Consider the following 23,088-nt stretch of genomic DNA (forward strand, 5'->3'; position numbering starts at 1 on the left):
ACTACACCTGCCACCCACAAACCCCCGCCCCGGCGGGCGCGCCCGCACCCCGCCCCGGCCCGACCCCCCCCCCGTCCCGCACCCACGCGTACTGCCCCCGCGACGGCCGCCTCCCTGACGGGAGGCGGCCTTCTGCGTACATCTCGTGGCTGGCGCTGTTAGCCGATCTTGCGTGCCGCGCGGCGCTTGCTGAGTTCGTCGTCCGGGAACGTCTGTTCGCCGGCGTGCTCGCTGGGCAGCGAGGCGAGGCTTCCCTCGACTTCGCGCCACACGCGGCCGACCGCGATTCCGAACACGCCCTGGCCGCCCTGCACGAGGTCGATGACCTCGTCCGCGGACGTACATTCGTAGACGCTGGCGCCGTCGCTCATGAGGGTGATCTGCGCCAGGTCCTCGACGCCGCGTTCACGGAGGTGCTCCACGGCGCTGCGGATCTGCTGCAGCGATACGCCGGTGTCCAGCAGCCTCTTGACCACCTTCAGGACCAGGATGTCGCGGAAACCGTAGAGCCGCTGGGAACCCGAGCCCGCTGCTCCGCGGACTGCCGGCTCCACCAGGCCGGTGCGGGCCCAGTAGTCAAGCTGCCGGTAGGTGATCCCGGCGGCCTTGCAGGCGGTGGGCCCGCGGTAGCCGGCATCCTCGTCCAGAACCGGGAGATCCTCAGTGAAGAGAAGGCCCTGAGCACCGCTTGCGGGCACGGCAACGCCGGCCGTCGAGGGCTGCTTCAGCTCGCCTGCTTCGCCTTTCGGACTCACGTGGATCCTCCTTGTCATGAGCTCCCCTGAGGAAGTTGCCGCAACAGCTGCTACGCGCATGAAGTCCGGATGAAATTCACGCTTGTAATTCGGCCGGAGTAGCACTTTCCAGTGTGACTTGCGCCGCTGTCGTATGCAATGGGAACTTGGTACCTTCGACGTTAGGCCTGCCGTGGCCCAAGGTCAAAGACGTTCGCATGATTAGTGGGGCGTGTCGAAAGTTTCAGCCTTAACTTTAACCTTAACGTGACCTTAGCCGTCAAAATCCTCGGGCTCGACGTCGTCCAGGAACTCCCGGAACCTGCGCAGCTCACGCTCTTCATCCACGGTGGGGCCGGGCTCCGTGTCCTCGCCCTCGTCATGCTCGGTAATGCGCACGCCGGCCTCGTCCATGACGGAGTCGGCGCACCAGATCCGGCATTTGGCGCGTAGTGCGATGGCCAGGGCGTCCGACGCCCTGGAGCTCACTGTGGCCCCGTTGTCGAACTGGAGCTGGCCGTAGAAGATGTTGTCCTCCACGGCAACGATGTTCACGCTGACCACGGAATGGCCAAGGGTCTCGACGACGTCAACCAGGAGGTCGTGCGTCATGGGCCGCGGCGGCACCACGCCCTGCTGGGCCAGCGCGATGGCACTTGCCTCGGGGGTCCCGATCCAGATGGGAACGTGCCGTTCCCCGTGCATCTCGCGAAGCAGAACCAGAGGCTGGTTGGAGGGCAGTTCGATGCGGACGCCCACAATCTCGACTTCGATCATCAGATTTCCATCCGCGAGATACGGTCCTGGACAAGGGCCCGGTGCAGGGTTAGGCAAAGGTCGCTGATTTCCCGGGCGGCTTCCGCCGCGCGGGCCTGCGATGCGGCGTCCCTGCGCGAGGTCAGGGTGGCCACGGCGCGTTCCACGAGTCCGAACTCGCGTTCCGCGGCCGCCTGGAAGGGCCGGAGGTGCCGCGGCTCCAGGCCGTGGCTCTCCAGCTGGACGCAGGCGCGGGCCACCTGCAGGGCGTGCTCGTCGAACTTGCCGTCGGTGTGCCCGATGAGGCCGAAGCTGAGCAGGGACTGCAGCAGCAGAACGCTGGCCCCCGACTCCGCGCGCAACTGCTCCTCGCTGAGCCTGCGCGCTTTGTTCTGCAGTTCCGCTGCGAGCTCATCCGAGACGATCCGCGGGGACACGGTAACGCCGGGGGAAAGGTTCTCGGGCCGCTCGCCCCTGTCGATGGCGTCAAGGTAGTCCTTGATGACCTTCAGCGGCAGGTACTGGTCGCGCTGGAGCGACAGGACGAAGCGGAGCCGTTCGACGTCGCTGTCGGAGTACTGCCGGTAGCCCGCGGGCGTACGCCGGGGATTGATGAGTCCCTTTTCCTCAAGGAACCTGATTTTCGACGCCGTCATGCTCGGAAAGTCATCGCTCAGCTGAGCGAGCACTTCCCCGATGTTCAGGACCAGTGGTCCCCGGCGCTCCGGTTGTGCCATTGCCACAGGCAGCCGCTCCGAATCAGACGCGTCCTGCTGCGCGGGCAGGGCTCAGGTAGAAGGTGAGGCGGAACTTGCCAATCTGGACTTCGTTTCCGGACCTCAGTTCCACGCTGTCCACGCGGTCATGGTTGACGTAGGTGCCGTTCAGGCTCCCGGTGTCCACCACCTCGAAGCTCCGCGGCGTGCGCCGGAACTCGACGTGGCGGCGGGACACCGTCACGTCGTCGAGGAAAATATCAGCGTCCGGGTGCCGCCCGGCCGTGGTGACATCGGAGTCAAGGAGGAAGCGTGCACCCGAGTTCGGCCCGCTGTGGGCCACGAGCAGGGCGGAGCCGGAGGGCAGTGCCTCGACGGCAGATCGTTCCTCCGGGGAGAGCTTGGGGACGATTGTGGGCTCGTCATGATGAACCGGAGTGAGGTTGATCGAGGTGGTTTCCGAGGCCCTGCCCGCACCTGTGCCGTAATCGCCGTTGGTGTGGTTCTGTTCGCCGCCAACCATGGATTCCTCCTCCTTCGTTGCAGATGTCCCCCTGCAATCAACGCGTACCGTCCGGAACTGCCTGGCAGCTCCGGTATGCCGCCCGCGGTCCGGCCCCTGGACTCCATTGCTGGACTCCGGTGGCCGGGCAGCGGGACCGGTTAGCTTTAGCCTACCTGTTGTTCGTACTCCGATGCACTGAGCAGGGAATCCACTGCATCAGGCTCGGCGAGCTTGACTTCGATGAGCCAGCCGTCGCCGTAGGGATCGGAGTTGATGAGTGCGGAATCGCTGTCCAGTGCCTCGTTGCGGGCCACGATCTCGCCGGAGACGGGGGCGTAAATGTCGCTGACGCTCTTGGTGGACTCAACTTCACCCACGACGTCGTTTGCCTTAACAGTGGTGCCAACTTCGGGCATCTGGGCGTAGACGACATCTCCGAGGGCGTCCTGGGCGAAGTCGGTGATCCCCACGCGGACCACACCATCGGCGTTCGGTGCGGTCACCCATTCGTGTTCGGCGGTGTAGGACAGATCAGAGGGAATGTTGCTCATCAGGGGCCTTTCATCGGGTCAATCACCAATGTCAACGGAGGCGTCGGAAACAGCCACCGGTTGAAAGTATATGCACAACTCCTTGGCCGCCGGATGTGCCATTATGCCCCGCGGGAACCGCCCAATCCGGCATCCTGTGTGGCAAAGTGGTGCCATGCCGGAACTACCCGAGGTGGCCGCACTGAGCACGTTCCTCGACACGCGGCTGCGCGGCGCGGTGCTGGAGAAGCTGCAGATCCTGTCCGTGGCCGTGCTCAAGACGGCCGACCCGCCCTACACGGCCCTCGCGGGCCGAACCATCACCGGCGTGGAGCGGTTCGGGAAGTTCGTCAGCATTGACGCCGACGGCCTGCATTTCGTCTTCCACCTCGCCAGGGCGGGCTGGGTCCGTTACACCGAAAAACCATCGCCCGAACCGCTCCGGCCCGGCAAGGGCCCCATCGCGGCCCGGCTGCACCTTGCCGGGGCGGACGGCGGGAAGATGGGCATCGACCTGACCGAGGCCGGCACCAAGAAGGGCCTGGCAGTCTACGTGGTGCGGAAGCCCGGCGACGTTCCCGGCATCGCCGACCTGGGCCCGGATCCGCTGATTCCCGCGTTCAGCCGGGAGATGTTCGCCGAGATCCTGGCCGGCCACCCGCACCAGATCAAGGGTGTGCTGCGCAGCCAAAGTGTCATCGCCGGCATCGGAAACGCCTACAGCGACGAAATCCTGCACGCAGCGAAAATCTCCCCGTTCGCCATGGCCAATGCCCTGGAGCCGGCGAAGGTCGGGGTCCTGTTCGACGCCATCCACAGCGTCCTGGGAGCCGCGGTGGCGCAGGCCCGGGGGAAGGCGCCCGCCGACCTCAAGGACGCGAAGCGAAGCGGCATGAATGTGCATGGCCGCGCCGGCCAGCCCTGCCCGGTATGCGGGGACACGGTCCGGGAGGTGTCCTTCGCGGACACTGCACTGCAGTACTGCCCCACCTGCCAGACAAACGGCAAGATCCTGGCCGACCGCAGAACATCCCGCTTCCTCAAGTAGGGCTCACCGCTCAAACCCGTTCCGCCGTCGGGCGTGCACAAAAAAACCCCGCCAACCCAGTTTGGGTTGGCGGGGTTTTGTTGTGGTCGGGCTGACAGGATTTGAACCTGCGACCCCTTGACCCCCAGTCAAGTGCGCTACCAAGCTGCGCTACAGCCCGTCAGTTCCGCCGTTCTCCGCCAGATGAATGTTCCGAGGAATTTCATCTAAGCAGTCCGGCCGAACCACCTAGAAGAGCTTACACGATTCCGGAGGGTGCCAGTGACACTTTCCGGCATTCGCCGCCCGGTGTGTCGTAATTAACGCTTCTTGCCGCGCTTTTCACGCACACGCATGCTGACTTCGATGGGCGTTCCCTCGAAGCCAAAGGTTTCGCGCAGGCGGCGGGTGATGAACCGGCGGTAGCCCGGGTCCAGGAAACCTGTGGTGAACAGGACAAACTTCGGCGGCCGGCTGGAGGCCTGCGTGCCGAACAGGATGCGGGGCTGTTTGCCGCCGCGGACCGGGTGCGGGTGTGCCGCCACCAGCTCGCCCAGGAAGGCGTTGAGCCGTCCGGTCGGAATGCGCCGGTCCCAGTTTTCCAGCGCCAGCTCCAGGGCCGGCACCAGGCGGTCCTTGTGCCAGCCGGTCTTGGCGGAGATGTTGACACGTGGCGCCCACTCCACATGCGCCAGGTCCTGCTCGATTTCGCGTTCCAGGTACCGCCGGCGTTCATCGTCCAGCAGGTCCCACTTGTTGAACGCGAGCACCAGGGCACGCCCCGATTCGATGGCGAGCTGCAGAATGCGGACGTCCTGTTCGCTGAGCACCTCGTCCACGGCAAGAAGAACGACGGCGACCTCCGCCTTTTCCAGCGCACTCTGGGTCCGGAGGGAGGCGTAGAAGTCGGCGCCCTGCGCCATGTGCTGGCGCCGGCGGATGCCGGCGGTGTCCACGAAGCGCCAGGTCTGGCCGCCGAGCTCGATGAATTCGTCAACCGGGTCGCGGGTAGTGCCGGCGGTGTTGTCCACCACCACACGCTCGGAGCCGGCCAGCTTGTTCAGGAGGGAAGACTTGCCCACGTTGGGACGTCCGATCAGGGCAATCCGGCGCGGGCCGCCGGAGCGTTCGACGCCCTCAACGGTGGAGAACTCCGGCAGGGTGTCCATGACGTGGTCCAGCATGTCGGCGACACCGCGGCCGTGCAGCGCGGAGACGGGGTACGGCTCGCCGAAGCCCAGGCCCCACAGGACTGCGGAGTCGGCTTCCTGCACGAAGTCGTCCACCTTGTTGGCGACAAGGATGACGGGCTTCTTGCTTCGGCGGAGCATCTTCATGACGCCCTCGTCGGTGGCGGTTGCGCCCACGGCCGAGTCGACGACGAAGAGCACGGCGTCCGCCAGCTCCACTGCCATTTCGGCCTGTTCCGCCACGCGGGCGTGGATGCCGCGGGCATCGTGCTCCCAGCCGCCGGTGTCGACGACGGTGAAGTTCCGGCCGTTCCAGTTCGCCGAGTACATCACGCGGTCGCGCGTTACACCCGGGGTGTCTTCAACGACCGCCTCGCGGCGGCCGAGGATGCGGTTGACCAGGGTGGATTTGCCGACGTTCGGGCGGCCGATGATGGCGAGCACGGGGTCCAGCTTGAGCGGGCCCTCCAGTTCGTCCTCGTCATGCAGTCCGCTGAGGAGCGCGGCGTCGTCCTCGTCGAGTTCGTAGTCGTCCAGTCCGGCACGGAGGGAAGCGGCGCGAAGCTCCGCCTCGTCGTCGTCCAGGGCCGCCAGATGTTCAGCCACCTGGTCGGTGCCGGTGGGCGTGTATTCGTCTTCGCCGGCGCCGGAGTGGCCGGAGGTTTGAGTCGTATCGCTCATTGCACTTTCCTTAATGATGGTCTGCCGGCTGTCCGGCTACTGCGGTGGAACGTTGGTGCGGATGATCCGCGGAGGGCAAGGACAGCCCGCTGAGCCGGACAGTGTCACGAACGTGCGCGGCCAGGGTGTCGCGGATTTCCGTGGCCGCCCTGTCCATTGAAGCACGCCCGGTTTCACCCGGATTGCGGCCGACGGCGAGCGGTTGGCCAAAGCTGACGTGCAGCCGGCGGCCCGGCTTCGGGATGCTGCCCAGGTGTTCGCCGCCCTGCCGTGTGCCAAGGATGGCCACCGGCACCACGACGGCCTCGGAGTTCAGGGCGAGCCATGCCACCCCGTTACTGATGCCGGCTGCGGTGCCGCTCCCCCGGGTTCCCTCCGGCAGGATGCCGACGCAGCGGCCGGCGTCGAGGGCGTCCTTGCTGAGCTGCAGGACCGAGCGGTCCCCCGCCCTGTCGACCGGAAGCTGGCCCGACGCCCTCAGCACGCGGCCGAGGAAGCCCTTGAACATCTCCTTCTTAACGAGGATGTGCATGCTCCGGGGCGAGGCGCCGAACATGACGGGTCCGTCGAGGAGGCTGATGTGGTTTCCCGCGAAGATCACCGGGCCCGAGGCCGGAACGTTGGAGCGCCCGGTGACGGAGGTGCGGTAGACGACGTTGTTCAGGAACCGGCCGACGGGCCGGCTCCACGCCATGGTCCACGCACCAGGGAGAGCCGTCTCCGGAACCCGGGTGCCCGGAACTCCGGTGCCTGGCATCCGGGCGGAATCACTCATGGTTGATGACCTTGGTGACGATGCGCAGCGCGGCGGCCACGGTTTCCTCGAAATCCAGTTCCGACGAATCCAGCGTCACCACACCGTCCGCCGCCTGGGTGAAGTTCACCACGGTGGAGTCCTTCGCGTCCCGCTGGGTCACCTGGGCTGCCAACTGCTCGGCGCTTTGCGTTCCGCCGAGCTGGATGCCGCGGCGGCGGAGCCGCGCCTCCTCGCTGGCGGTCAGCAGCATGCGGACCTGGGCAGCCGGGGCAACGACGGTGGTAATGTCCCGGCCCTCCACCACCATGCGGCGGTTGTGTTTTTCGATCAGGGCGCGCTGGCGGCGGATAAGTTCCGTCCGGGCACCGAGCGTGGTGGCGACGGCGCTGACGGACGAAGAGATCGCCGGTTCCCTGATGGCGTCTGTAACGTCGGTGCCATCGACCCGCACGTACTCGGCGTGCGGGCTGGTGCTGATGTCCAGCGGCAGTTCTTCGGCAGCCAGTTCGACGGCGGAGGCGTCAGCGAGGTCCGTTCCGCGGTCGAGGCAGTACCAGGTGAGGGCGCGGTACATGGCGCCGGTGTCCAGGTAGGCAAGGCTGAGGCGGCGGGCCACTTCCTTGCTGACGCTGGACTTTCCGGAGCCGGACGGCCCGTCGATGGCCACCACGAGCGGACGGCCCAGCCGAAGGGCAGGCAAAGTTTCGGTCAGTTCCTGTGTCATTACTGCAGTACCCGCCATCCACGGTCGCTTAGTGCTTCTACAAGGAGGTCATGCGCGCTCGGCAGCACGGAGATCTCCACCATGCCCACATTCTGCCCCGAGGAGTGGTCCAGGCGGAGATCTTCGAGGTTGACGCCAATCTCACCGATCTCGGTCAGGAGCCTGGCGATCTGGCCCGGGCGGTCGTCCACGAGTACCGTGAGCCACGAATAAGCCTGCGGCGGTCCGCCGTGCTTGCCCGGAATCCGGGCCTGCCCGGCGTTGCCTTCGCTCATCAGCTGCGCCAGGTCAAGGCGGGCACCGGCGGCCGCGGGGTCTTCCAGGGTTCCGATCAGCCGGTTGAGGTCATCTCGCACACCGTAAAGGATCTCCACTACCTTGCCGGCATTCGCACCCAGGATCTGGACCCACAGCGTGGGGTCGCTGGCTGCGATCCGGGTGGTGTCGCGTAGCCCGTTTCCCGCGAGGGAGAGGGCGTGCAGCGGGGTGTCCTGCAGACGGGTCGCCAGCAGCGAGGACATCACCTGGGGCAGGTGGGAGACCAAGGCCACGGCGCCATCATGTTCCTCGGCCGTGAACTGCGAAACGAGGCCACCGAGGTCGGTGGCCAGCGCCTGCGCAGCCTGGACAGCTCCGGCCGAGGACTCTTCGGTGGGACACACGACCCACGGCATGGAGGTGAAGAGCTCGCCGCGGGCCGCGACCGGGCCGGACTTCTCGCGTCCGGCCATGGGGTGTGTGCCCACGTAACGGCTGAGGTCCGCGCCGCGGCTGCGCAGGTCATGCAGGATCGCGGCCTTGACGCTGGCGATGTCGACGACGGTGGCGTCCGGGTAGTCTGCCAGCGCACGTTCCACAACGTCCGCGGTCACGTCCGGCGGCGACGCGACGACAACCAGTTCAGGACTTTCGTCCTTCATGGCCGCCAGCGGGAGGCCTGCGCCGATGTCGACGGCGACTGCCTGGTTGGTGGGCGAGGGATCCGACAGGTAGACGGCAACGCCGCGGCCGCGCAGGCCGAGGCCGATGCTGGTGCCGAGCAGGCCGGTGCCGATAACGACGACCGGCCCGTTCAGGTGTCCGCGGCCGTGCGTACGGAAAGCCGACATCCCTTACAGCCCCACGGATGCCAGCAGGTGGCCGACTTCCTGCTTGCCGAGGTTGCGAATGCTTCCCTGGCGCTGGTCGCCCAGGCCGATGGGGCCGACCTTGACGCGCACCAGGCGCAGCACCGGGAAACCAACCGCGTCGAACAGGCGCCGGACAATGCGGTTCTTGCCGGAGTGCAGCACCACTTCGATCAGCACGTGGCCCGGGGTTGAGTCGACCAGCCGGAAGGAGTCGACGGACGCGAATCCGTCCTCCAGTTCGATGCCATCCTTAAGCTGTGTGCCAATGCCCTGCGGGAACGGCCCACGGACCTGGACCAGGTAGGTCTTGGGAACCTCGTAGGACGGGTGGGTCAGCCGGTTGGCCAGCTCGCCGTCGTTGGTCAGCAGCAGCAGGCCTTCGGTGGCGACGTCAAGGCGCCCGACGTGGAAGAGCCGTTCACCCTGGTTGTTGCGGATGTAGTCGCTGATGCACGGCCGGCCTTCGGGGTCCTCCATGGTGGACACCACGCCCTTGGGCTTGTTGAAGACCATGTAGACCAGCGTGTCGTCGAGCTGGATGCGGAGGCCATCCACGTGGATGACTGCTGTTTTGGGGTCGACGCGGACGCCGAGCTCGGTGACGACCTTGCCGTCGACCTCCACGCGGCCCTCGGCGATCATGTCTTCACAGACGCGCCGGGAGGCGACGCCGGCGGAGGCCATGACCTTCTGCAGGCGGACGCCGTCGGCGTCGTGGACTTCCGACTGCGGCACCTCGGCGCGGGGACCGCGGTTGCGGGAGGGCCGGCGGACCGGTCCCAGGTTCTGGCCGAAGCGTTCGCTGCCGAAGGCGCGCGACCCCGCGGTCTTGGGGGCGCCCGACTTGGGCTTCAGCGCGCCCGGCGTGCCGGGAGCCCTGTTGGCTCCGGGCTTCCGGGCAGCGGCGGCATTGCGCGCGCCTGCCTTGGGTGCACCCGTCCTGGATGCACCTGTCCTGGATGCGGGGGCCTTAGTGCCCGGCTTCCAGTCGCCTGCGGGCCGGCGGCCGGCAGGTGCCTCGTCGGGATCGACGAAGCGCTCCTCGCGGGGCTTGGCCTTGTAGGTGCGGTCGCCGAAGGGGCGGTCGCCCCCCTTCGGGAAGTCGCGCTTCCCGGCGCCCGCGCCGCGACCCTGTACTGGCCCGCGGCCTTGTGCCGCGCCCCGCGCGGCGTTGTCCGGACCTTTGCGTCCGGAGCTGTTACGTGGTGAACCCTGGCGTCCCGCCTGTGTCATGACCCGTCCTCTGTGTTTTAGACCGGCAAAGGTTGTCCAAGGACAACACTAGCCAGCCGTGCAGAATAAATCTGCCCTGGTAAAAACTGCTTCGCAGGCGTGCCGCCTACATTCTTCCGGCGTCGTAGAACTCTTCAATTCCTTCAAGCCCCGGAAGGTGCGGTGAAAGCTGAGGCAACTCAGCCACCGAGCCGATTCCCATGCGTTCAAGGAAATACGACGTCGTGCGGTACAGGACAGCGCCCGACTCCGGATCCGTTCCGGCGTCCTCGACCAGTCCACGCTGGGTCAGCGTCCGCACAACAGAGTCAACGTTGACTCCACGAATTGCAGACACCCTTGCCCGGGATACCGGTTGCCGGTACGCGATGACGGCGAGTGTCTCAAGCGCCGCCTGGGTCAGCCTGGCCGTCTGTCCCTCCAGGACGAAAGCACCGACGACGTCGGCGAATTCAGCCCGTGAGTAGATGCGCCAGCCTCCGGCGACATTCCGCAATTCAAAACCCCGGGGGCTGGAAGCGACGTCATGCTTAGGTCCATTACTGCCAGTTTCCATATCCGGGGCTTTAACAGTATAGCCGTCATAGTCGCGCTGCAGGTCCAGCAGCAGCGCTTCGACGGCGGCCACCGTCAGGTTGAGTCCGGCGGCGAGGTCGGTGGCAGAGGTGGGCTCGTCCAGCACCATCAGCACCGCCTCAAGCGCGGCGCGTTCCCGGCCCTCAATTGGATCCGTCATCGCTGCTCCTCGTATTCCTCGCTCAGGTGCTCCGCGGTCCATCCGTTGCCGGCCGCGGTCCAGCGCACTGTCAGGTCGCCAAGCGGCGCAACCTGGTCGAAGGCCACCACCTGGTCCCTGAACAATTCCAGCAGGGCCAGGAAGCGGGCTACCACAACGAGGGTGGATTCGGCGTCGGCTATCAGGGCACGGAAGGTCAGGGGCCTGCCATCCTGCAGCCGCAGCCCCATCAGCTCCGCCTGCTCGCGGACGCTCACCGCGCTCCCGTGCAGGTGGGCCACACCGACCTCCGTCGGCGCCGGGTCCTTGGGCTTGAGAGCGGCCTCGGCCAGCGCCGCGAACTGCGCAGGGCTGTGCTTCCAGACCAGTTCCGGCAGCATGGCGGCGAAGTGTTCCTCGAGGGCGACCTGCCGCGGATAGCGCCGGGCCTCAAGTTCCAGTGTTGCGTCCATCAGAGCGGCGACCTGCTTGAAGGCCTTGTACTGCAGCAGCCGGGCAAAGAGCAGGTCACGCGCCTCGAGGAGGGCGATGTCGTCGTCGTCCTCCACCTCGCCTGCGGGCAGCAGGCGCGCTGCCTTCAGGTCCAGCAGCGTGGCAGCGATGACGAGGAACTCACTTGCCTCGTCAAGGGCCCACTCCTCCCCCAGTTCCTGGAGGTTCCGGATGTACCGGATGAACTCGTCGGTGACCGTGGCAAGCGCCACCTCGGTGATGTCCAGCTGGTGTTTGGAGATCAGCCCCAGCAGGAGGTCGAAGGGGCCACTGAAGTTGGCCAACCGTACTTCGAAGCCGGACCGCCTGGCCTCGGCGGGGGGCGCTGCCGGCTCTGCGGTCATCCGGGCTAGGGCGCGCCGCCGCGCGAGATCAGTTCCTTGGCGAGGCGGCGGTAGGCGTCGGCACCCACGTGGTTTCCGGCGTAGCTCGTGATGGGCTCGGCGGCCACGGTGGCGTCAGCGAACTTGATGGAGCGTTTGATGACGGTTTCGAAGACCTTGTCCCCGAAGGCTTCCACCAGGCGGCTGATGACCTCGCGGCTGTGCAGCGTGCGGGCGTCGTACATGGTGGCCAGCACGCCGTCCACCTGCAGCCGCGGGTTGAGGCGGTCCTGGACCTTGTCGATGGTTTCGACCAACAAGGCCACCGCGCGCAGGGCAAAGAACTCGCAGATGAGCGGAATGATCACGCCGTGGGCCGCGGTCAGGGCGTTGACGGTGAGCAGGCCGAGGGAAGGCTGGCAGTCGATGAGCACGACGTCGTAGTCATCCTCAACCTTCTTCAGGGCACGGTCGAGGACCTGTTCGCGGGCCACCTCGTTGACCAGCTGGACTTCCGCCGCGGAGAGGTCGATGTTGGCGGGCAGCAGGTCCACGTTCTCGACGCCGGTCCGGTGGATGGCTTCGCGGATGTCGATCTTGCGGTCCATCAGGACGTTGTAGACGGTCAGATCGAGTTCATGGGGGTTGACTCCGAGCCCGGCGGACAGGGCGCCCTGCGGGTCGAAGTCCACCAGGAGCACGCGGCGGCCGTATTCGGCCAGTGCTGCGGCAAGGTTGATGGTGGAGGTGGTCTTGCCCACCCCGCCTTTCTGGTTAACCATGGCTATGACGCGGGCCGGTCCATGGGAGGACAGCGGCGCGGGCTCCGGAAATTCGCGGTGGGGGCGGCCTGTGGGACCCATGACGGCGTCTTCCAGGTCGAGTTCCGTGCCTTCCAGAGTTGCTGAACCCTGTTCGCTGCTCACGTATCTATCCACACTTTCGATGACGGTGATTTTCTGCCGCTGTCTGCCAGCGCCCCTGCTTGTTCCACCCCAAGGTTACAGCGCCCGACACGGCATTCCGTGGACCTTGACTTTTGATGGCGTTTGAGCCTTTACCTTGTACCTGAGGTCGAAGGTTGTCTGTCCGGCAGCAATGAAACCGCCCACACAGGCGGGGGCCTGTGCGGGCGGTTTTCCTTCAGCTGTATGGCGCGGGGGCTTAGGCCCGGGACCTAGGCCTTGGCCGGTACGGCAGGCTCCGGCGTTTCTACCACGCCGTGGTGGTGCGCCACCATGGTCTGCTCGTCGAACGGTGCCTCGCCGGACAGCACCCGGTTGACCTGCTCGCCGTCGACCTCTTTGACCCAGGTGCCGACCAGCAGGGTGGCAACGGCGTTGCCGGTGAAGTTGGTCAGTGCACGGGCCTCGGACATGAAGCGGTCGATGCCGACGATCATGCCGACCCCGCCCAGGAGTTCGGGCCGGTGGGCCTGCAGGCCGGCGGCGAGCGTGGCCAGCCCTGCGCCGGTGACGCCGGCGGCGCCCTTGGACGCGATGATCATGAAGATCAGCAGGGAGATCTGCGCGCCGAGGTCCAGCGGGGTACCCATGGCGTTGGCCACGAAGAGCGATGCCATGGTCAGGTAGATGGCGGTACCGTCCAGGTTGAAGGAGTAGCCGGTGGGGACCGTCACACCGACAACCGGCTTGGAGACGCCGAGGTGCTCCATCTTGGCGATGAGGCGCGGCAGGGCCGCTTCAGAGGAGGACGTCGAGAAGATCAGCAGGTATTCGCGGGCCAGGTACTTCATCAGCTTGAAGATGTTCACGCCGGTGACAACCTGCAGCAGGCCGCCGAGGATCACAACGATGAACAGCGCGCAGGTGATGTAGAACGCGATCATCAGGGTGAACATGCTCACGATGGCCTGGAAGCCGGTTGCGCCAACAACGGCGGCGATGGCACCGAAGGCACCCACCGGGGCAAGCCACATGATCATGATCAGGATGCGGAAGACCAGCGCCTGGGCGTGGCCGATCGCCTTCAGGATCGGTGCGCCCTGCGGGCCCATCTTCTGCAGTGCGAAGCCGACGAGGATGGCAGCGAGCAGGGTGGGAAGCACCGGAATGTCCGAGGGAATGATGCCCAGCAGGAAGTCAACGGTGCTGTCCGTGGCCGCCTTCTTGTTGGGATCGTACGGCGCGAGCTCCAGCCCTTCACCCGGGTGGATGATGTTGCCGACGACCAGGCCGATTGCCAGGGCGAAGGTGGACATCACGACGAAGTAGCCCAGTGCCAGCCCGCCGACCTTGCCGACGGTGGCGGCCTTGGCGATGGAGCCGATGCCCAGCACGATGGTGCAGAAGATGACCGGGGCGATCATCATCTTGATCAGCTTGATGAAGCCGTCACCGAGGGGCTTGAGTGATTTTCCGACCTCGGGGAACAGCAGTCCTACCAGAGCGCCGAGAACGACTGCGGCGATGACCGCAATGTACAGGTAATGGGACTTGTCGAGTCCCTTACGCTCGGCTTTAGCCGGCACTGCCGACTCTCCTCGTTGAGAAGCCATCTTGTCTCTCCTTATGGATAATCTGGAAGACGCTTCGGCACAATCTCTGGGCCCCGCGCGTCGGTCCTTGTGATTTCCATCATTCGCCACAGAGTGACTTGGCTCACCGTTGCGTTCATATTGGTCATGGGAGGTGTTGATGATCCACCGCTGGAGCATCGCGAGGCGGCTGTTCGTGGCGAACCTGCTGTTCATGCTGGCCCTGACGGCCATCGTCGGGACGGCCGTCTTCGTCGACGCCCGGGACCATGCCTACGAAGAGGCCGGCCGCCGGATGGGCGCCCTGGCGACATCCATTGCGGACAACCCTCTTGTGCTGCAGGCCGCCGGGACGGGGAGTCCGTCAGCGCAGCTGCAGCCCTACGCATTGAAGGTCATGGCCGATTCCGGAGCGGATTTCATCACCATCATGGCGCCGGACCGGACGCGCTGGACCCACCCGCTGGACCAGGAGCTGGGCCGCCCCTATATCGGTTCGATCGAGCAGGCCCTCCAAGGCCACGTATTCACCGAGATCACTGCGGGAACGCTCGGGCCGTCGGTGCGGACGATCGCCCCGGTGAAGGACGCCCGCGGTGGGGTCCGCGCGCTCGTGGCGGCCGGCGTGACCGTCAATACTGTTGACGTGGCCGTTTCCGGCCGGCTGCCGGCGCTGCTGGCAGTATCCGGATCCCTGCTGGCAGGCGGATCGCTCGCGTCCTGGTTTCTTGGCCGCTACCTCCGGCGGGTGACCAGAGGCTGGGGTCCCGAGCAGCTGGCCCAGCTCTTTGCCTACTACGAATCAGTACTCCACTCGGTCCGGGAAGGTGTTGTCCTGATAGATCCCGCCGGACGGGTGGTCATCTACAACGACCAGGCGGCAGAGCTGCTGGGACTGGAACCCCGGGAAGCGGAGGACGACCACGCGGCCACGCCGCTGCTTGCCGACCTGCCCCTGGCGCCCAGCCTGAAGGAGCTCTTTGAATCGGGGCGCACGGCCCACGACGAAATCCACCTCACCCATGACGGCGTACTGGTGGTTAACCAGCGCCCGGCAGTGGGGCCAGGATCCTCCACCGGACGGCAGCGCGGCCCGGTGTTCGGCACCGTCGCCACCATACGCGACCGCACGGAGATCGAATCCCTGGGTACCGAGTTGGAAAGCATGCGGACGCTTTCCGATGCTCTCCGGGCGCAGACCCACGAGCATGCTAACCGGCTGCACACCATGGTTTCCCTGATGGAGCTGGGGCGGACTGATGACGCTTTGGACTTTGCCACGAAGGACCTCGAGCTGAGCCAGCAGCTGACGGACGACGTGATCAGTTCGGTCCAGGAGCCCGTGCTGAGCGCCCTCGTCATGGGCAAGGCCGCCGAGGCCCACGAACGCGGCGTGGAGCTGGTAGTCGAGGCGTCCGGGCCGGCCCTCAGCGGAGAGCTGGCCGTACAGGACCTCGTCACGGTCCTCGGCAACCTGCTGGACAATGCCATCGATGCCGCCGCGGACGCCCCCGCACCCAAGCGCGTGGAGCTGCTGGTGGACACGGCGCGCGGCGGCCTGGACATCACAGTGCAGGACTCGGGGCAGGGCATTGACCCAACAGCTGTGGACGACGTGTTCCGCTACGGGTTCAGCACCAAGACCGCCGGGCCGTTCGGGCGGGGCCTTGGCCTTGCGCTGGTGAAACAGGCCGTCCAGCGCCTGGCAGGTACCATGACCATCAGCAGTTCCAGCGCCGGCGGGGCGCGCTTCCACATCGCACTCCCGGCCAGCATCGCTTCCGCCCCACTGCACGCAGACACCATTCCGCCAAGCGCATTGCCGTCAAGCACGGCCACATCGAGTCTCCCGGAGGAGCACACGTGACAGACATCCGAGTCCTCGTCGTTGAGGACGAGCCCGTCGCAGCTGCGGCCCACGCCGCCTACGTGGGCAGGATGGACGGCTTCACTCTGGCGGGCACGGCTCCGGACGGCCAGTCCGCGCTTCGGATGCTCACCGAGCTCTCGGCCGCCGGCAGCCCGGTGGAACTGGTTCTGCTGGACATGAACCTGCCGGACCTGCACGGCCTCGACATCGCGCGCCGGATGCGCTCCGCCGGGCACTTCGCCGACATCATCGCAATCACGGCTGTTCGCGAACTGGCAATTGTCCGCAGCGCAGTGTCGATCGGCGTCGTGCAGTATCTCATCAAGCCGTTCACCTATGCGACGTTCGCGGACAAACTGGAGAGTTACCGGCAGTTTCGCGAGCAGCTCGCGGGCCCGGAGACGGGGTCAGCGAAGGCGGCAGCATCGCAGAGCGACGTGGACCAGGCTTTCGCGAGCCTGCGGGCTCCGTCTGAGCTGCCGCTGCCGAAGGGCCTGGCCCCTTCAACGCTCGACGCCGTCAGCGACTTTATGAAGGAACAGCCCGACGCCGTCTCGGCCACCGAAGTCATGACCGCCCTGGGCATGTCGAGGGTTACCGCCCGCCGCTACCTCGAATACCTTGCCGACGCCGGAACGGTCTCCCGGACGGCGCGGTACGGCGCGCCGGGCCGCCCCGAGAACGAATACCGCTGGTCCCGGGCCTGATCAATAACGGGCACGGGAACATGCCCTCAGGCGGCTGTGGGTGTGGACCAGTAGGGCCAGGGATCCAGAGGCAGTGGCGGATCCAGGTCGTCGGGCCTGCCGGGCTCGTGACTGCCGGGCTCGTGACTGTCGGGCTCGTAGCTGTCGGGCTCGTAGCTGTCAGGTTCGAGGCTGTCCGGTTCGAGGCTGTCTGGGTCGAGGCTGTCTGGCCAGTGGGGTGGTTCCCAGTCCTGGTATTCGGCGGGGTAGGACCGTCCCGCGGGTGAGATCCAGCCGGGCGGGCTCTCCCGGGTGGCGCCGACCGGTCTCCACGCCGTCGTGTGTTTCAGGCGGTGATGCTGCGGGCACGGCTGGCCAAGATTGGCGACGCCGGTGCCGCCGGCTGCCCAGGCCAGGATGTGGTCGGCGTCGTTGTCCAGGGAGTGGTTGTTGCAGCCGGGGAACGTGCACCGCGCGTCGCGGAGACGGAGCCATTGGCGCATCGGTTTGGTGAGCCGGTAGCTGGTGCGTCCGATCTCCAGCGGAGCCCCGTCCCGCGGATCCGTCAGCACGCGCAGGAACGAGGTTCCGCCGTCGGCGACAAGCCGGCGGGCCATGCTGGCGGGATCGGCCCGTACCCGTCCAGTGTGGCCGGTTCCTCAGTCCGTCCGAGCAGCGAAAAAACCGGAACCGTGACCAGGACCTGAGCCCTCGGGGACGGCACATCAGCAGCGGGCCCGTCCCCCGCGGCCCCAAGACTTGCGGCCCCAAGACCTGCGGCCCCAAGACTTGCGGCCCTAAGACTTGCGGCCCCAACACCTGCGGGCACCGGGCCGGCGAAGAATGCTGCGCCCGTGCCGTCAATCCCCGGAACGGGACCGAGCATGCCGGTGGAGAAGACATCGGCCCGGAGCTGGCTCAGGGTCCGGGTCTCGGTCGGGCCCTGGGCTGCGCGTGCGGCGGCGGTGGAGCGGGTCCAGATCCCGGCGGCCTGGTCCGCGGGCAGGAACGCCGAGAGCCAGGCCATGCCGTCCCGGGCCGGCTGATACTCCAGGCGCCGGTCCTTCACACTGTTGCGGTGGCGGGTTTCGATGCTGTCCTGATGATGCCGTTCCCGCCAATACCGTGCCTTGGCGCGGAACCTCGCCGGGGTCAGCTCCCCGGCCGGGCAACCCCGGGCCCGGTTGGGAGCATCCGCGTCCAGGAAGTGGGCCTCCAGGGCTGCTGCGGCTTCGGGTGACAGCCCGTCGGTTTCGTCGCACATGGCCCGGGCGTGCTGCCAGGAAATGCTTCCCGCCCGCAAAGCTGCCAGCGTCACCGGCAGATCCGTGCTCAGCATGCTCGATTCAACCAGCAACCGTGCCGCCGCACCCTCGCTGACGGTCAGCGCGCCGGCCACCTCCGCCGTCACGGACATCTGCCGCACGGCAACGTCCTGCGGGCTTTCAACAGGTCCTGCCATCGCCGCATCCGCCGTGGCGTAACCGGCGGCAAACTGCACCTTCACAGCCGCAAGCCGGGCTTCCAACCCGGCCACTTTCGTCAGGCCGCCCAGGAACGCAGCCGCCTGCTCCCCAAGAGGGTCAACATGATCCGGCAGCGGATCCGCGTCCCCCGGCGGGTCAGCGACCCTCCGGAGCTCGGCGGCCAGCGCCAAGGCAGAGGCACCAATAGCCTCCAACACCTCCGCAGCAGCCGAGCCGTTATCCATACCCACAGCATGACAGGGGGCACTGACATTCTTAACCGCGCTATCGGAGGTCCCCCGGCTGAGCAAGCCATCGCCGTCGTTCCCTGTCACTGAAGCCAACACGCCGGTACCCGGCCCTGCGGCCCGGTGTGCGGTGCGTCCCCCGAAAGCTTCCATAAACACATTGTGATCCGGGGCACTGACATTCCTGCCGGCCCGGCCACAGACCAGGGCCACACATCTGTCCGCCTGGCGGCCGCCCTCGCCGAGAGCAACGGAACCAATCCCTGGCTGCAGCACTCGCTTCCGCCCTCGGATCCAGCTTATGTATACACAGTCGCCTCTCAACCCTGACAAATCCGGCACAAGACTATGCAAGGTCCGCTTCCGTGTATACACTCGAGGTAAATCGAACCGAAGGGAGGGAGACTGTATGCGTGCCAGCGACAGAGCCTACGCAGCACTCCGCGATGACATCATCGAATGGCGCCTCCTCCCCGGCACAGTGCTCGCTGAGGTCGAGCAGTCCGCCAGACTGGGAATCTCCCGGACACCGCTCCGCGAGGCACTGAGCCGTCTGACGGCGGAAGGGCTGACGACGGCGGGCGGCCGCGGCGTCGTCGTCACCGACATCTCACTAGACGACATCGACGAGTTGTTCGAGCTCCGCGAAACCCTTGAAGGGAAAGCTGCTGCACTCGCGGCAGAACGCGGCGATGCCCGCGTCTTTCGGGGACTGCAGGAGGAGCTGCTGGACGCCCCGGCCCTGCTCACCTCACCTGACCCCACCCGGCACGACTATTACGAGCTCGTCGGCCGCCTGGATGCCGCCATCGACGCGGCCATCTCCAACTCCTACCTGGCACAGGCCATGCGCAGCCTGCGCGTCCACCTGGTCCGGGTCCGCAGGCTGGCCGCTGATGACCAGGCCCGGCTCACGGCGGCCGCAGCCGAACATGCCGCCATCGCGGAAGCGATAGCGGCGGGCAACCCGCGGCTGGCCGAAGCGGCCACCACCCTCCACCTGCACCGCAGTCTTTCGCACGTCAAAGCCGTCCACACATCCGCCCAGAAGGAGTCCCATGGTTAAGGAACACCACGTCCGCGTCTACAAGAGCGAGGAAAACCTCCCGCGCGAACAGCAACTCGCCCACAAGATCGCCGTGGTGGCAGCAGACCCCGTGGCCGTCACCGACGACGTCACGGACATGGTCATCAACCGGATCATCGACAACGCCTCCGTGGCCGTCGCCTCACTGAACCGCGCCCCCATCATCGCGGCCCGTGCACAGGCCCTCACCCACGCACCGTCAACCGGCGGCCAAGGAGCCAAGGTCTTCGGCATCGGCGACCGGGTCTCCCCGGAGTGGGCAGCGTGGGCCAACGGTGTGGCGGTCCGCGAGCTGGATTACCACGACACCTTCCTCGCCGCGGACTACTCGCACCCGGGCGACAACATTCCGCCGATCCTGGCGGTCGCCCAGCACGTGGGCTCCAGCGGGGCGGACCTGATCCGCGGCATCGCCACCGGCTACGAGATCCAGGTGAACCTGGTGAAGGCGATCTGCCTGCACAAGCACAAGATCGACCACGTGGCCCACCTCGGCCCCGCGGCGGCCGCCGGTATCGGTACTCTGCTGGGGCTCGACGTCGAAACCATCTTCCAGTCCGTGGGCCAGGCCCTGCACACCACGACGGCCACCCGCCAGTCGCGCAAGGGCGAGATCTCCACGTGGAAGGCGCACGCCCCGGCCTTCGCGGGCAAGATGGCTGTCGAGGCGGTGGACAGGTCCATGCGCGGACAGACGTCCCCGGTGCCGATCTATGAAGGCGAGGACGGCGTGATCGCCTGGCTGCTTGACGGCCCGGACGCCTCCTACGAGGTTCCGCTGCCCGAAGCCGGAGAGGCCAAGCGTGCCATCCTGGACACCTACACCAAGGAACACTCGGCAGAATACCAGGCCCAGGCCTGGATCGACCTCGCCCGCAAGCTGAACAAGGAGCACCCCGAGGCCACGGATCCGGCGAATGTGAAGTCCGTCCTTATCAAGACGAGCCACCACACGCACTACGTGATCGGCTCCGGCGCCAACGATCCGCAAAAGTACGATCCGACGGCCAGCCGGGAAACCCTGGACCACTCCATCCCCTACATCTTCACGGTGGCCCTGCAGGACGGGGCATGGCACCATGTGGACTCGTACTCCCCCGAACGCGCCGCCCGGCCGGACACGGTGGAGCTGTGGCAGAAGGTGTCCACGGTGGAGGACCCGGAGTGGACCCGCCGGTACCATTCCCTGGACATCTCCGAGAAGGCCTTCGGCGGTTCCGTGGAAATCACGCTCACCGACGGCACCGTCATCCGGGACGAAATCGCCGTGGCCGACGCCCACCCGCTGGGCGCCCGGCCGTTCGCCCGTGAGCAGTACGTGAACAAGTTCCGCACCCTGGCTTCCGGGCTGGTGGCGGAGGACGAAATCGAAAGGTTCCTGGCCGCCGTCGAACGCCTCCCGGAACTGGCGGCGGGCGAGCTGGACCAGCTGAACATCGCAGCGGCGCCCGGCGTCATCGATTTCAGCGCGGCGCCCAAGGGACTGTTCTAAGTGCTGTACTCCACCGCCACCCCGGAGCAGAAACGCCTCAAGTTCAGGGAACTGCTCAAGTCCGGAACCATTCAGCAGTTCCCCGGTGCGTTCAACCCGCTCTCCGCCCGGCTGATCGAGGAGAAGGGCTTCGCCGGGGTCTACATCTCCGGCGCCGTGCTGGCGAATGACCTGGGCTTGCCTGACATCGGCCTGACCACCCTGACTGAAGTGGCCACCCGGGCAGGACAGATCGCCCGTATGACCGACCTGCCGTGCATCGTGGACGCCGATACCGGCTTCGGCGAACCCATGAACGTGGCCCGCAGCGTCCAGGAACTGGAGAACGCCGGCCTCGCCGGCTGCCACATCGAGGACCAGTTCAACCCCAAGCGCTGCGGCCACCTGGACGGCAAGAACGTCGTGGACCTGGACACCGCCACCAAGCGGATCCGGGCTGCGGCCGATGCGCGGCGGGACCCGAACTTCCTAATCATGGCCCGCACCGACATAAGGGCAGTGGAAGGCCTGGAAGCCGCGAAGGACCGGGCCAGGGCCCTCGTCGAGGCCGGCGCCGACGCCATCTTTCCCGAGGCCATGAAAGACCTGGCGGAGTTCCAGGCCATCCGGGACGCCGTCGACGTACCGATCCTGGCCAACATGACCGAGTTTGGCAAGAGCGACCTTTTCACCGTGGACCAGCTGCAGGGTGTGGGCGTGAACATGGTGATTTATCCGGTGACCCTGCTCCGTAGTGCCATGGGGGCTGCTGAGCGTACGCTGGATTCAATTAAGGCCGACGGAACCCAGGAGGCACAGGTAGGGAGCATGCTGACGCGCGCGCGGTTGTACGACCTGGTGGACTACGAGGCCTACAACCGCTTTGACACCGGCGTCTTCAACTTCCGGATCCCCGGAACCGACTGACGCCCAAATTCTCGCAGGACCACCGGCCCTTCCAGCCGGTAACCGGACCCAAGGAACGAAGGAGTTCAGCATGGCTGAAGAAGAGATCAAGAAGGGCCTCGATGGCGTCGTGGTGGACTACACCGCGGTCTCGAAGGTCAATCCCGACACGAACTCACTGCTGTACCGCGGCTACCCCGTCCAGGAGCTCGCCGCCAGGTGCAGCTTCGAAGAGGTCGCCTACCTCCTGTGGAACGGCGAATTGCCTTCCTCCGGCGAGCTGGCTGAGTTCACGGCACGCGAACGCGCCGGACGGCCGCTGGATCCCGTGGTCAAGCAGGTGATTGATGCCCTGCCGACGACGGCTCACCCCATGGATGTCTGCCGCACCGCCGCGTCGGTCATGGGCGCCCGCCACCCGCTCGCGGAGGATTCCTCCCGGGACGCCAACATGGCCAAGGCCCTGGACCTGTTTGCCGCAATGCCGGCCATCGTGGCGTATGACCAGCGTCGCCGGCGCGGGCAGGACCTCGTGGAGCCCAGGGATGACCTTGGCTACTCGGCCAACTTCCTGTGGATGACATTCGGTGAGGAGGCCGTCGCCGAGGTGGTGGAGGCCTTCAACGTGTCCATGATTCTTTACGCGGAGCACTCCTTCAACGCCTCCACGTTCGCCGGACGCGTCATCATGTCCACGCTGTCCGACCTCCATTCGGCGGTGACCGGCGCCATCGGTGCGCTCAAGGGGCCGCTGCATGGCGGAGCCAACGAGGCCGTCATGCACACCTTCGACGAGATCGGGATCCGGCCCGAGGAGTCACTCGAGGACGCCGCCGACCGCGCCAAGGCATGGATGGAAAACGCCCTGGCCCAGAAGAAGAAGGTCATGGGCTTCGGCCACCGGGTCTACAAGCACGGCGACTCCCGGGTGCCCACCATGAAGGCCGCACTCGACAAGATGATCGCCCACTTCGGCCGGCCCGAACTGCTGGGCCTGTACAACGGGCTCGAATCGGCCATGGACGAGGCCAAGGGCATCAAGCCGAACCTCGATTACCCTGCCGGCCCCACGTACCACCTCATGGGCTTCGACACGAACATGTTCACGCCGCTCTTCGTCGCCAGCCGGATCACAGGCTGGACAGCCCACTTCATGGAGCAGCTGAACGCGAACTCGCTCATTCGCCCGCTGAGCGCCTACAACGGTCCGGACGAACGGCACGTGCCGTAGCCGGTCGCCTGTAACGCGGACGACGCCGGAAAAGCACGACGCCGGGCCGGTCACCTTTCGGTGGCCGGCCCGGCGTTGTTAATTTCTGTGTC

Annotated in this window: 21 protein-coding genes, 1 tRNA gene and 1 pseudogene; 7 read left to right on the forward strand and 16 right to left on the reverse strand. The window is 66.4% G+C overall.

What is annotated here, in order from left to right:
• Window positions 1-158: 158 nt before the first annotated feature.
• The 5 genes from ACFQ50_RS22135 to gcvH form a co-directional block, all read right to left on the reverse strand.
• Entirely contained in the window at window positions 159-755 is a 597-nt protein-coding gene (locus tag ACFQ50_RS22135) for a MerR family transcriptional regulator (protein ID WP_003801807.1), read from the reverse strand.
• A 252-nt stretch (window positions 756-1,007) separates the two neighbouring features.
• Window positions 1,008-1,511 carry a bifunctional nuclease family protein gene (locus tag ACFQ50_RS22140; RefSeq protein WP_377997760.1) on the reverse strand — a complete coding sequence of 168 codons (504 nt, stop codon included), beginning with the start codon at window positions 1,509-1,511 and terminating at the stop codon, window positions 1,008-1,010.
• On the reverse strand, window positions 1,511-2,227 hold the full coding sequence (locus ACFQ50_RS22145; protein ID WP_377997761.1) for a MerR family transcriptional regulator: 717 nt from the start codon (window positions 2,225-2,227) through the stop codon (window positions 1,511-1,513). Before ACFQ50_RS22145 ends, ACFQ50_RS22140 begins: the two co-directional genes overlap by 1 nt.
• 22 nt (window positions 2,228-2,249) lie before the next feature.
• Window positions 2,250-2,729 carry an FHA domain-containing protein gene (locus ACFQ50_RS22150; RefSeq protein ID WP_377997762.1) on the reverse strand — a complete coding sequence of 160 codons (480 nt, stop codon included), beginning with the start codon at window positions 2,727-2,729 and terminating at the stop codon, window positions 2,250-2,252.
• A gap of 146 nt (window positions 2,730-2,875) precedes the next feature.
• Window positions 2,876-3,262, reverse strand: coding sequence for a glycine cleavage system protein GcvH (gene gcvH / locus ACFQ50_RS22155; RefSeq protein WP_003801813.1), 387 nt, complete (start codon window positions 3,260-3,262; stop codon window positions 2,876-2,878).
• 154 nt (window positions 3,263-3,416) lie between these two features.
• On the opposite strand from gcvH, the gene ACFQ50_RS22160 reads away from it, so the two are divergent.
• On the forward strand, window positions 3,417-4,289 hold the full coding sequence (locus ACFQ50_RS22160) for an Fpg/Nei family DNA glycosylase (protein ID WP_377997763.1): 873 nt from the start codon (window positions 3,417-3,419) through the stop codon (window positions 4,287-4,289).
• Between the two features lie 83 nt (window positions 4,290-4,372).
• On the opposite strand, the gene ACFQ50_RS22165 is transcribed toward ACFQ50_RS22160, so the two are convergent.
• From ACFQ50_RS22165 to ACFQ50_RS22210, 10 genes are all read right to left on the reverse strand, one after another.
• A tRNA-Pro gene (locus ACFQ50_RS22165) sits at window positions 4,373-4,449 on the reverse strand.
• A gap of 139 nt (window positions 4,450-4,588) precedes the next feature.
• Window positions 4,589-6,139 carry a ribosome biogenesis GTPase Der gene (gene der, locus ACFQ50_RS22170; RefSeq protein WP_377997764.1) on the reverse strand — a complete coding sequence of 517 codons (1,551 nt, stop codon included), beginning with the start codon at window positions 6,137-6,139 and terminating at the stop codon, window positions 4,589-4,591.
• 10 nt (window positions 6,140-6,149) lie between these two features.
• Window positions 6,150-6,833: a lysophospholipid acyltransferase family protein gene (locus ACFQ50_RS22175; protein ID WP_377997778.1), complete on the reverse strand. Its 684-nt coding sequence runs from the start codon at window positions 6,831-6,833 to the stop codon at window positions 6,150-6,152.
• A 73-nt stretch (window positions 6,834-6,906) separates the two neighbouring features.
• On the reverse strand, window positions 6,907-7,620 hold the full coding sequence (cmk, locus tag ACFQ50_RS22180; protein WP_377997765.1) for a (d)CMP kinase: 714 nt from the start codon (window positions 7,618-7,620) through the stop codon (window positions 6,907-6,909).
• Entirely contained in the window at window positions 7,620-8,729 is a 1,110-nt protein-coding gene (locus tag ACFQ50_RS22185) for a prephenate dehydrogenase (protein ID WP_377997766.1), read from the reverse strand. The genes cmk and ACFQ50_RS22185 overlap by 1 nt, the downstream gene beginning before the upstream one ends.
• Window positions 8,730-8,732: 3 nt before the next feature.
• Window positions 8,733-9,983, reverse strand: coding sequence for a pseudouridine synthase (locus tag ACFQ50_RS22190; RefSeq protein WP_377997767.1), 1,251 nt, complete (start codon window positions 9,981-9,983; stop codon window positions 8,733-8,735).
• A 106-nt stretch (window positions 9,984-10,089) separates the two neighbouring features.
• Window positions 10,090-10,719: an SMC-Scp complex subunit ScpB gene (locus ACFQ50_RS22195; RefSeq protein ID WP_377997768.1), complete on the reverse strand. Its 630-nt coding sequence runs from the start codon at window positions 10,717-10,719 to the stop codon at window positions 10,090-10,092.
• The gene (locus tag ACFQ50_RS22200) at window positions 10,716-11,555 is read right to left on the reverse strand and encodes a segregation and condensation protein A (RefSeq protein WP_377997769.1); all 840 of its coding nucleotides are present in this window, start codon (window positions 11,553-11,555) and stop codon (window positions 10,716-10,718) included. The genes ACFQ50_RS22195 and ACFQ50_RS22200 overlap by 4 nt, the downstream gene beginning before the upstream one ends.
• 5 nt (window positions 11,556-11,560) lie before the next feature.
• Window positions 11,561-12,460 (reverse strand): ParA family protein, encoded by a 900-nt coding sequence (locus ACFQ50_RS22205; RefSeq protein ID WP_377997770.1) that lies wholly within the window; start codon window positions 12,458-12,460, stop codon window positions 11,561-11,563.
• Between the two features lie 251 nt (window positions 12,461-12,711).
• Window positions 12,712-14,052 (reverse strand): cation:dicarboxylate symporter family transporter, encoded by a 1,341-nt coding sequence (locus ACFQ50_RS22210; protein ID WP_377997771.1) that lies wholly within the window; start codon window positions 14,050-14,052, stop codon window positions 12,712-12,714.
• A 139-nt stretch (window positions 14,053-14,191) separates the two neighbouring features.
• On the opposite strand from ACFQ50_RS22210, the gene ACFQ50_RS22215 reads away from it, so the two are divergent.
• Together ACFQ50_RS22215 and ACFQ50_RS22220 are read left to right on the forward strand one after the other, a co-directional pair.
• Window positions 14,192-15,898: an ATP-binding protein gene (locus ACFQ50_RS22215; protein WP_377997772.1), complete on the forward strand. Its 1,707-nt coding sequence runs from the start codon at window positions 14,192-14,194 to the stop codon at window positions 15,896-15,898.
• Complete coding sequence (locus ACFQ50_RS22220) at window positions 15,895-16,608, forward strand: response regulator (protein ID WP_377997773.1); 714 nt, start codon at window positions 15,895-15,897, stop codon at window positions 16,606-16,608. Before ACFQ50_RS22215 ends, ACFQ50_RS22220 begins: the two co-directional genes overlap by 4 nt.
• 26 nt (window positions 16,609-16,634) lie before the next feature.
• On the opposite strand, the pseudogene ACFQ50_RS22225 reads toward ACFQ50_RS22220, so the two are convergent.
• Window positions 16,635-18,298, reverse strand: a pseudogene (locus tag ACFQ50_RS22225) (DUF222 domain-containing protein).
• Window positions 18,299-18,710: 412 nt separating this feature from the next.
• On the opposite strand from ACFQ50_RS22225, the gene ACFQ50_RS22230 reads away from it, so the two are divergent.
• The 4 genes from ACFQ50_RS22230 (at window position 18,711) to ACFQ50_RS22245 (ending at window position 22,996) form a co-directional block, all read left to right on the forward strand.
• Complete coding sequence (locus ACFQ50_RS22230; protein ID WP_377997774.1) at window positions 18,711-19,367, forward strand: GntR family transcriptional regulator; 657 nt, start codon at window positions 18,711-18,713, stop codon at window positions 19,365-19,367.
• Window positions 19,360-20,880 (forward strand): MmgE/PrpD family protein, encoded by a 1,521-nt coding sequence (locus ACFQ50_RS22235; protein WP_377997775.1) that lies wholly within the window; start codon window positions 19,360-19,362, stop codon window positions 20,878-20,880. Before ACFQ50_RS22230 ends, ACFQ50_RS22235 begins: the two co-directional genes overlap by 8 nt.
• On the forward strand, window positions 20,881-21,786 hold the full coding sequence (gene prpB / locus ACFQ50_RS22240; protein WP_377997776.1) for a methylisocitrate lyase: 906 nt from the start codon (window positions 20,881-20,883) through the stop codon (window positions 21,784-21,786).
• Between the two features lie 70 nt (window positions 21,787-21,856).
• Window positions 21,857-22,996 (forward strand): bifunctional 2-methylcitrate synthase/citrate synthase, encoded by a 1,140-nt coding sequence (locus tag ACFQ50_RS22245; protein WP_377997777.1) that lies wholly within the window; start codon window positions 21,857-21,859, stop codon window positions 22,994-22,996.
• The last annotated feature ends 92 nt before the right edge of the window (window positions 22,997-23,088 follow it).

The organism is Arthrobacter sp. NPDC056493 (genome assembly GCF_042795115.1).
Taxonomy (GTDB): domain Bacteria; phylum Actinomycetota; class Actinomycetes; order Actinomycetales; family Micrococcaceae; genus Arthrobacter.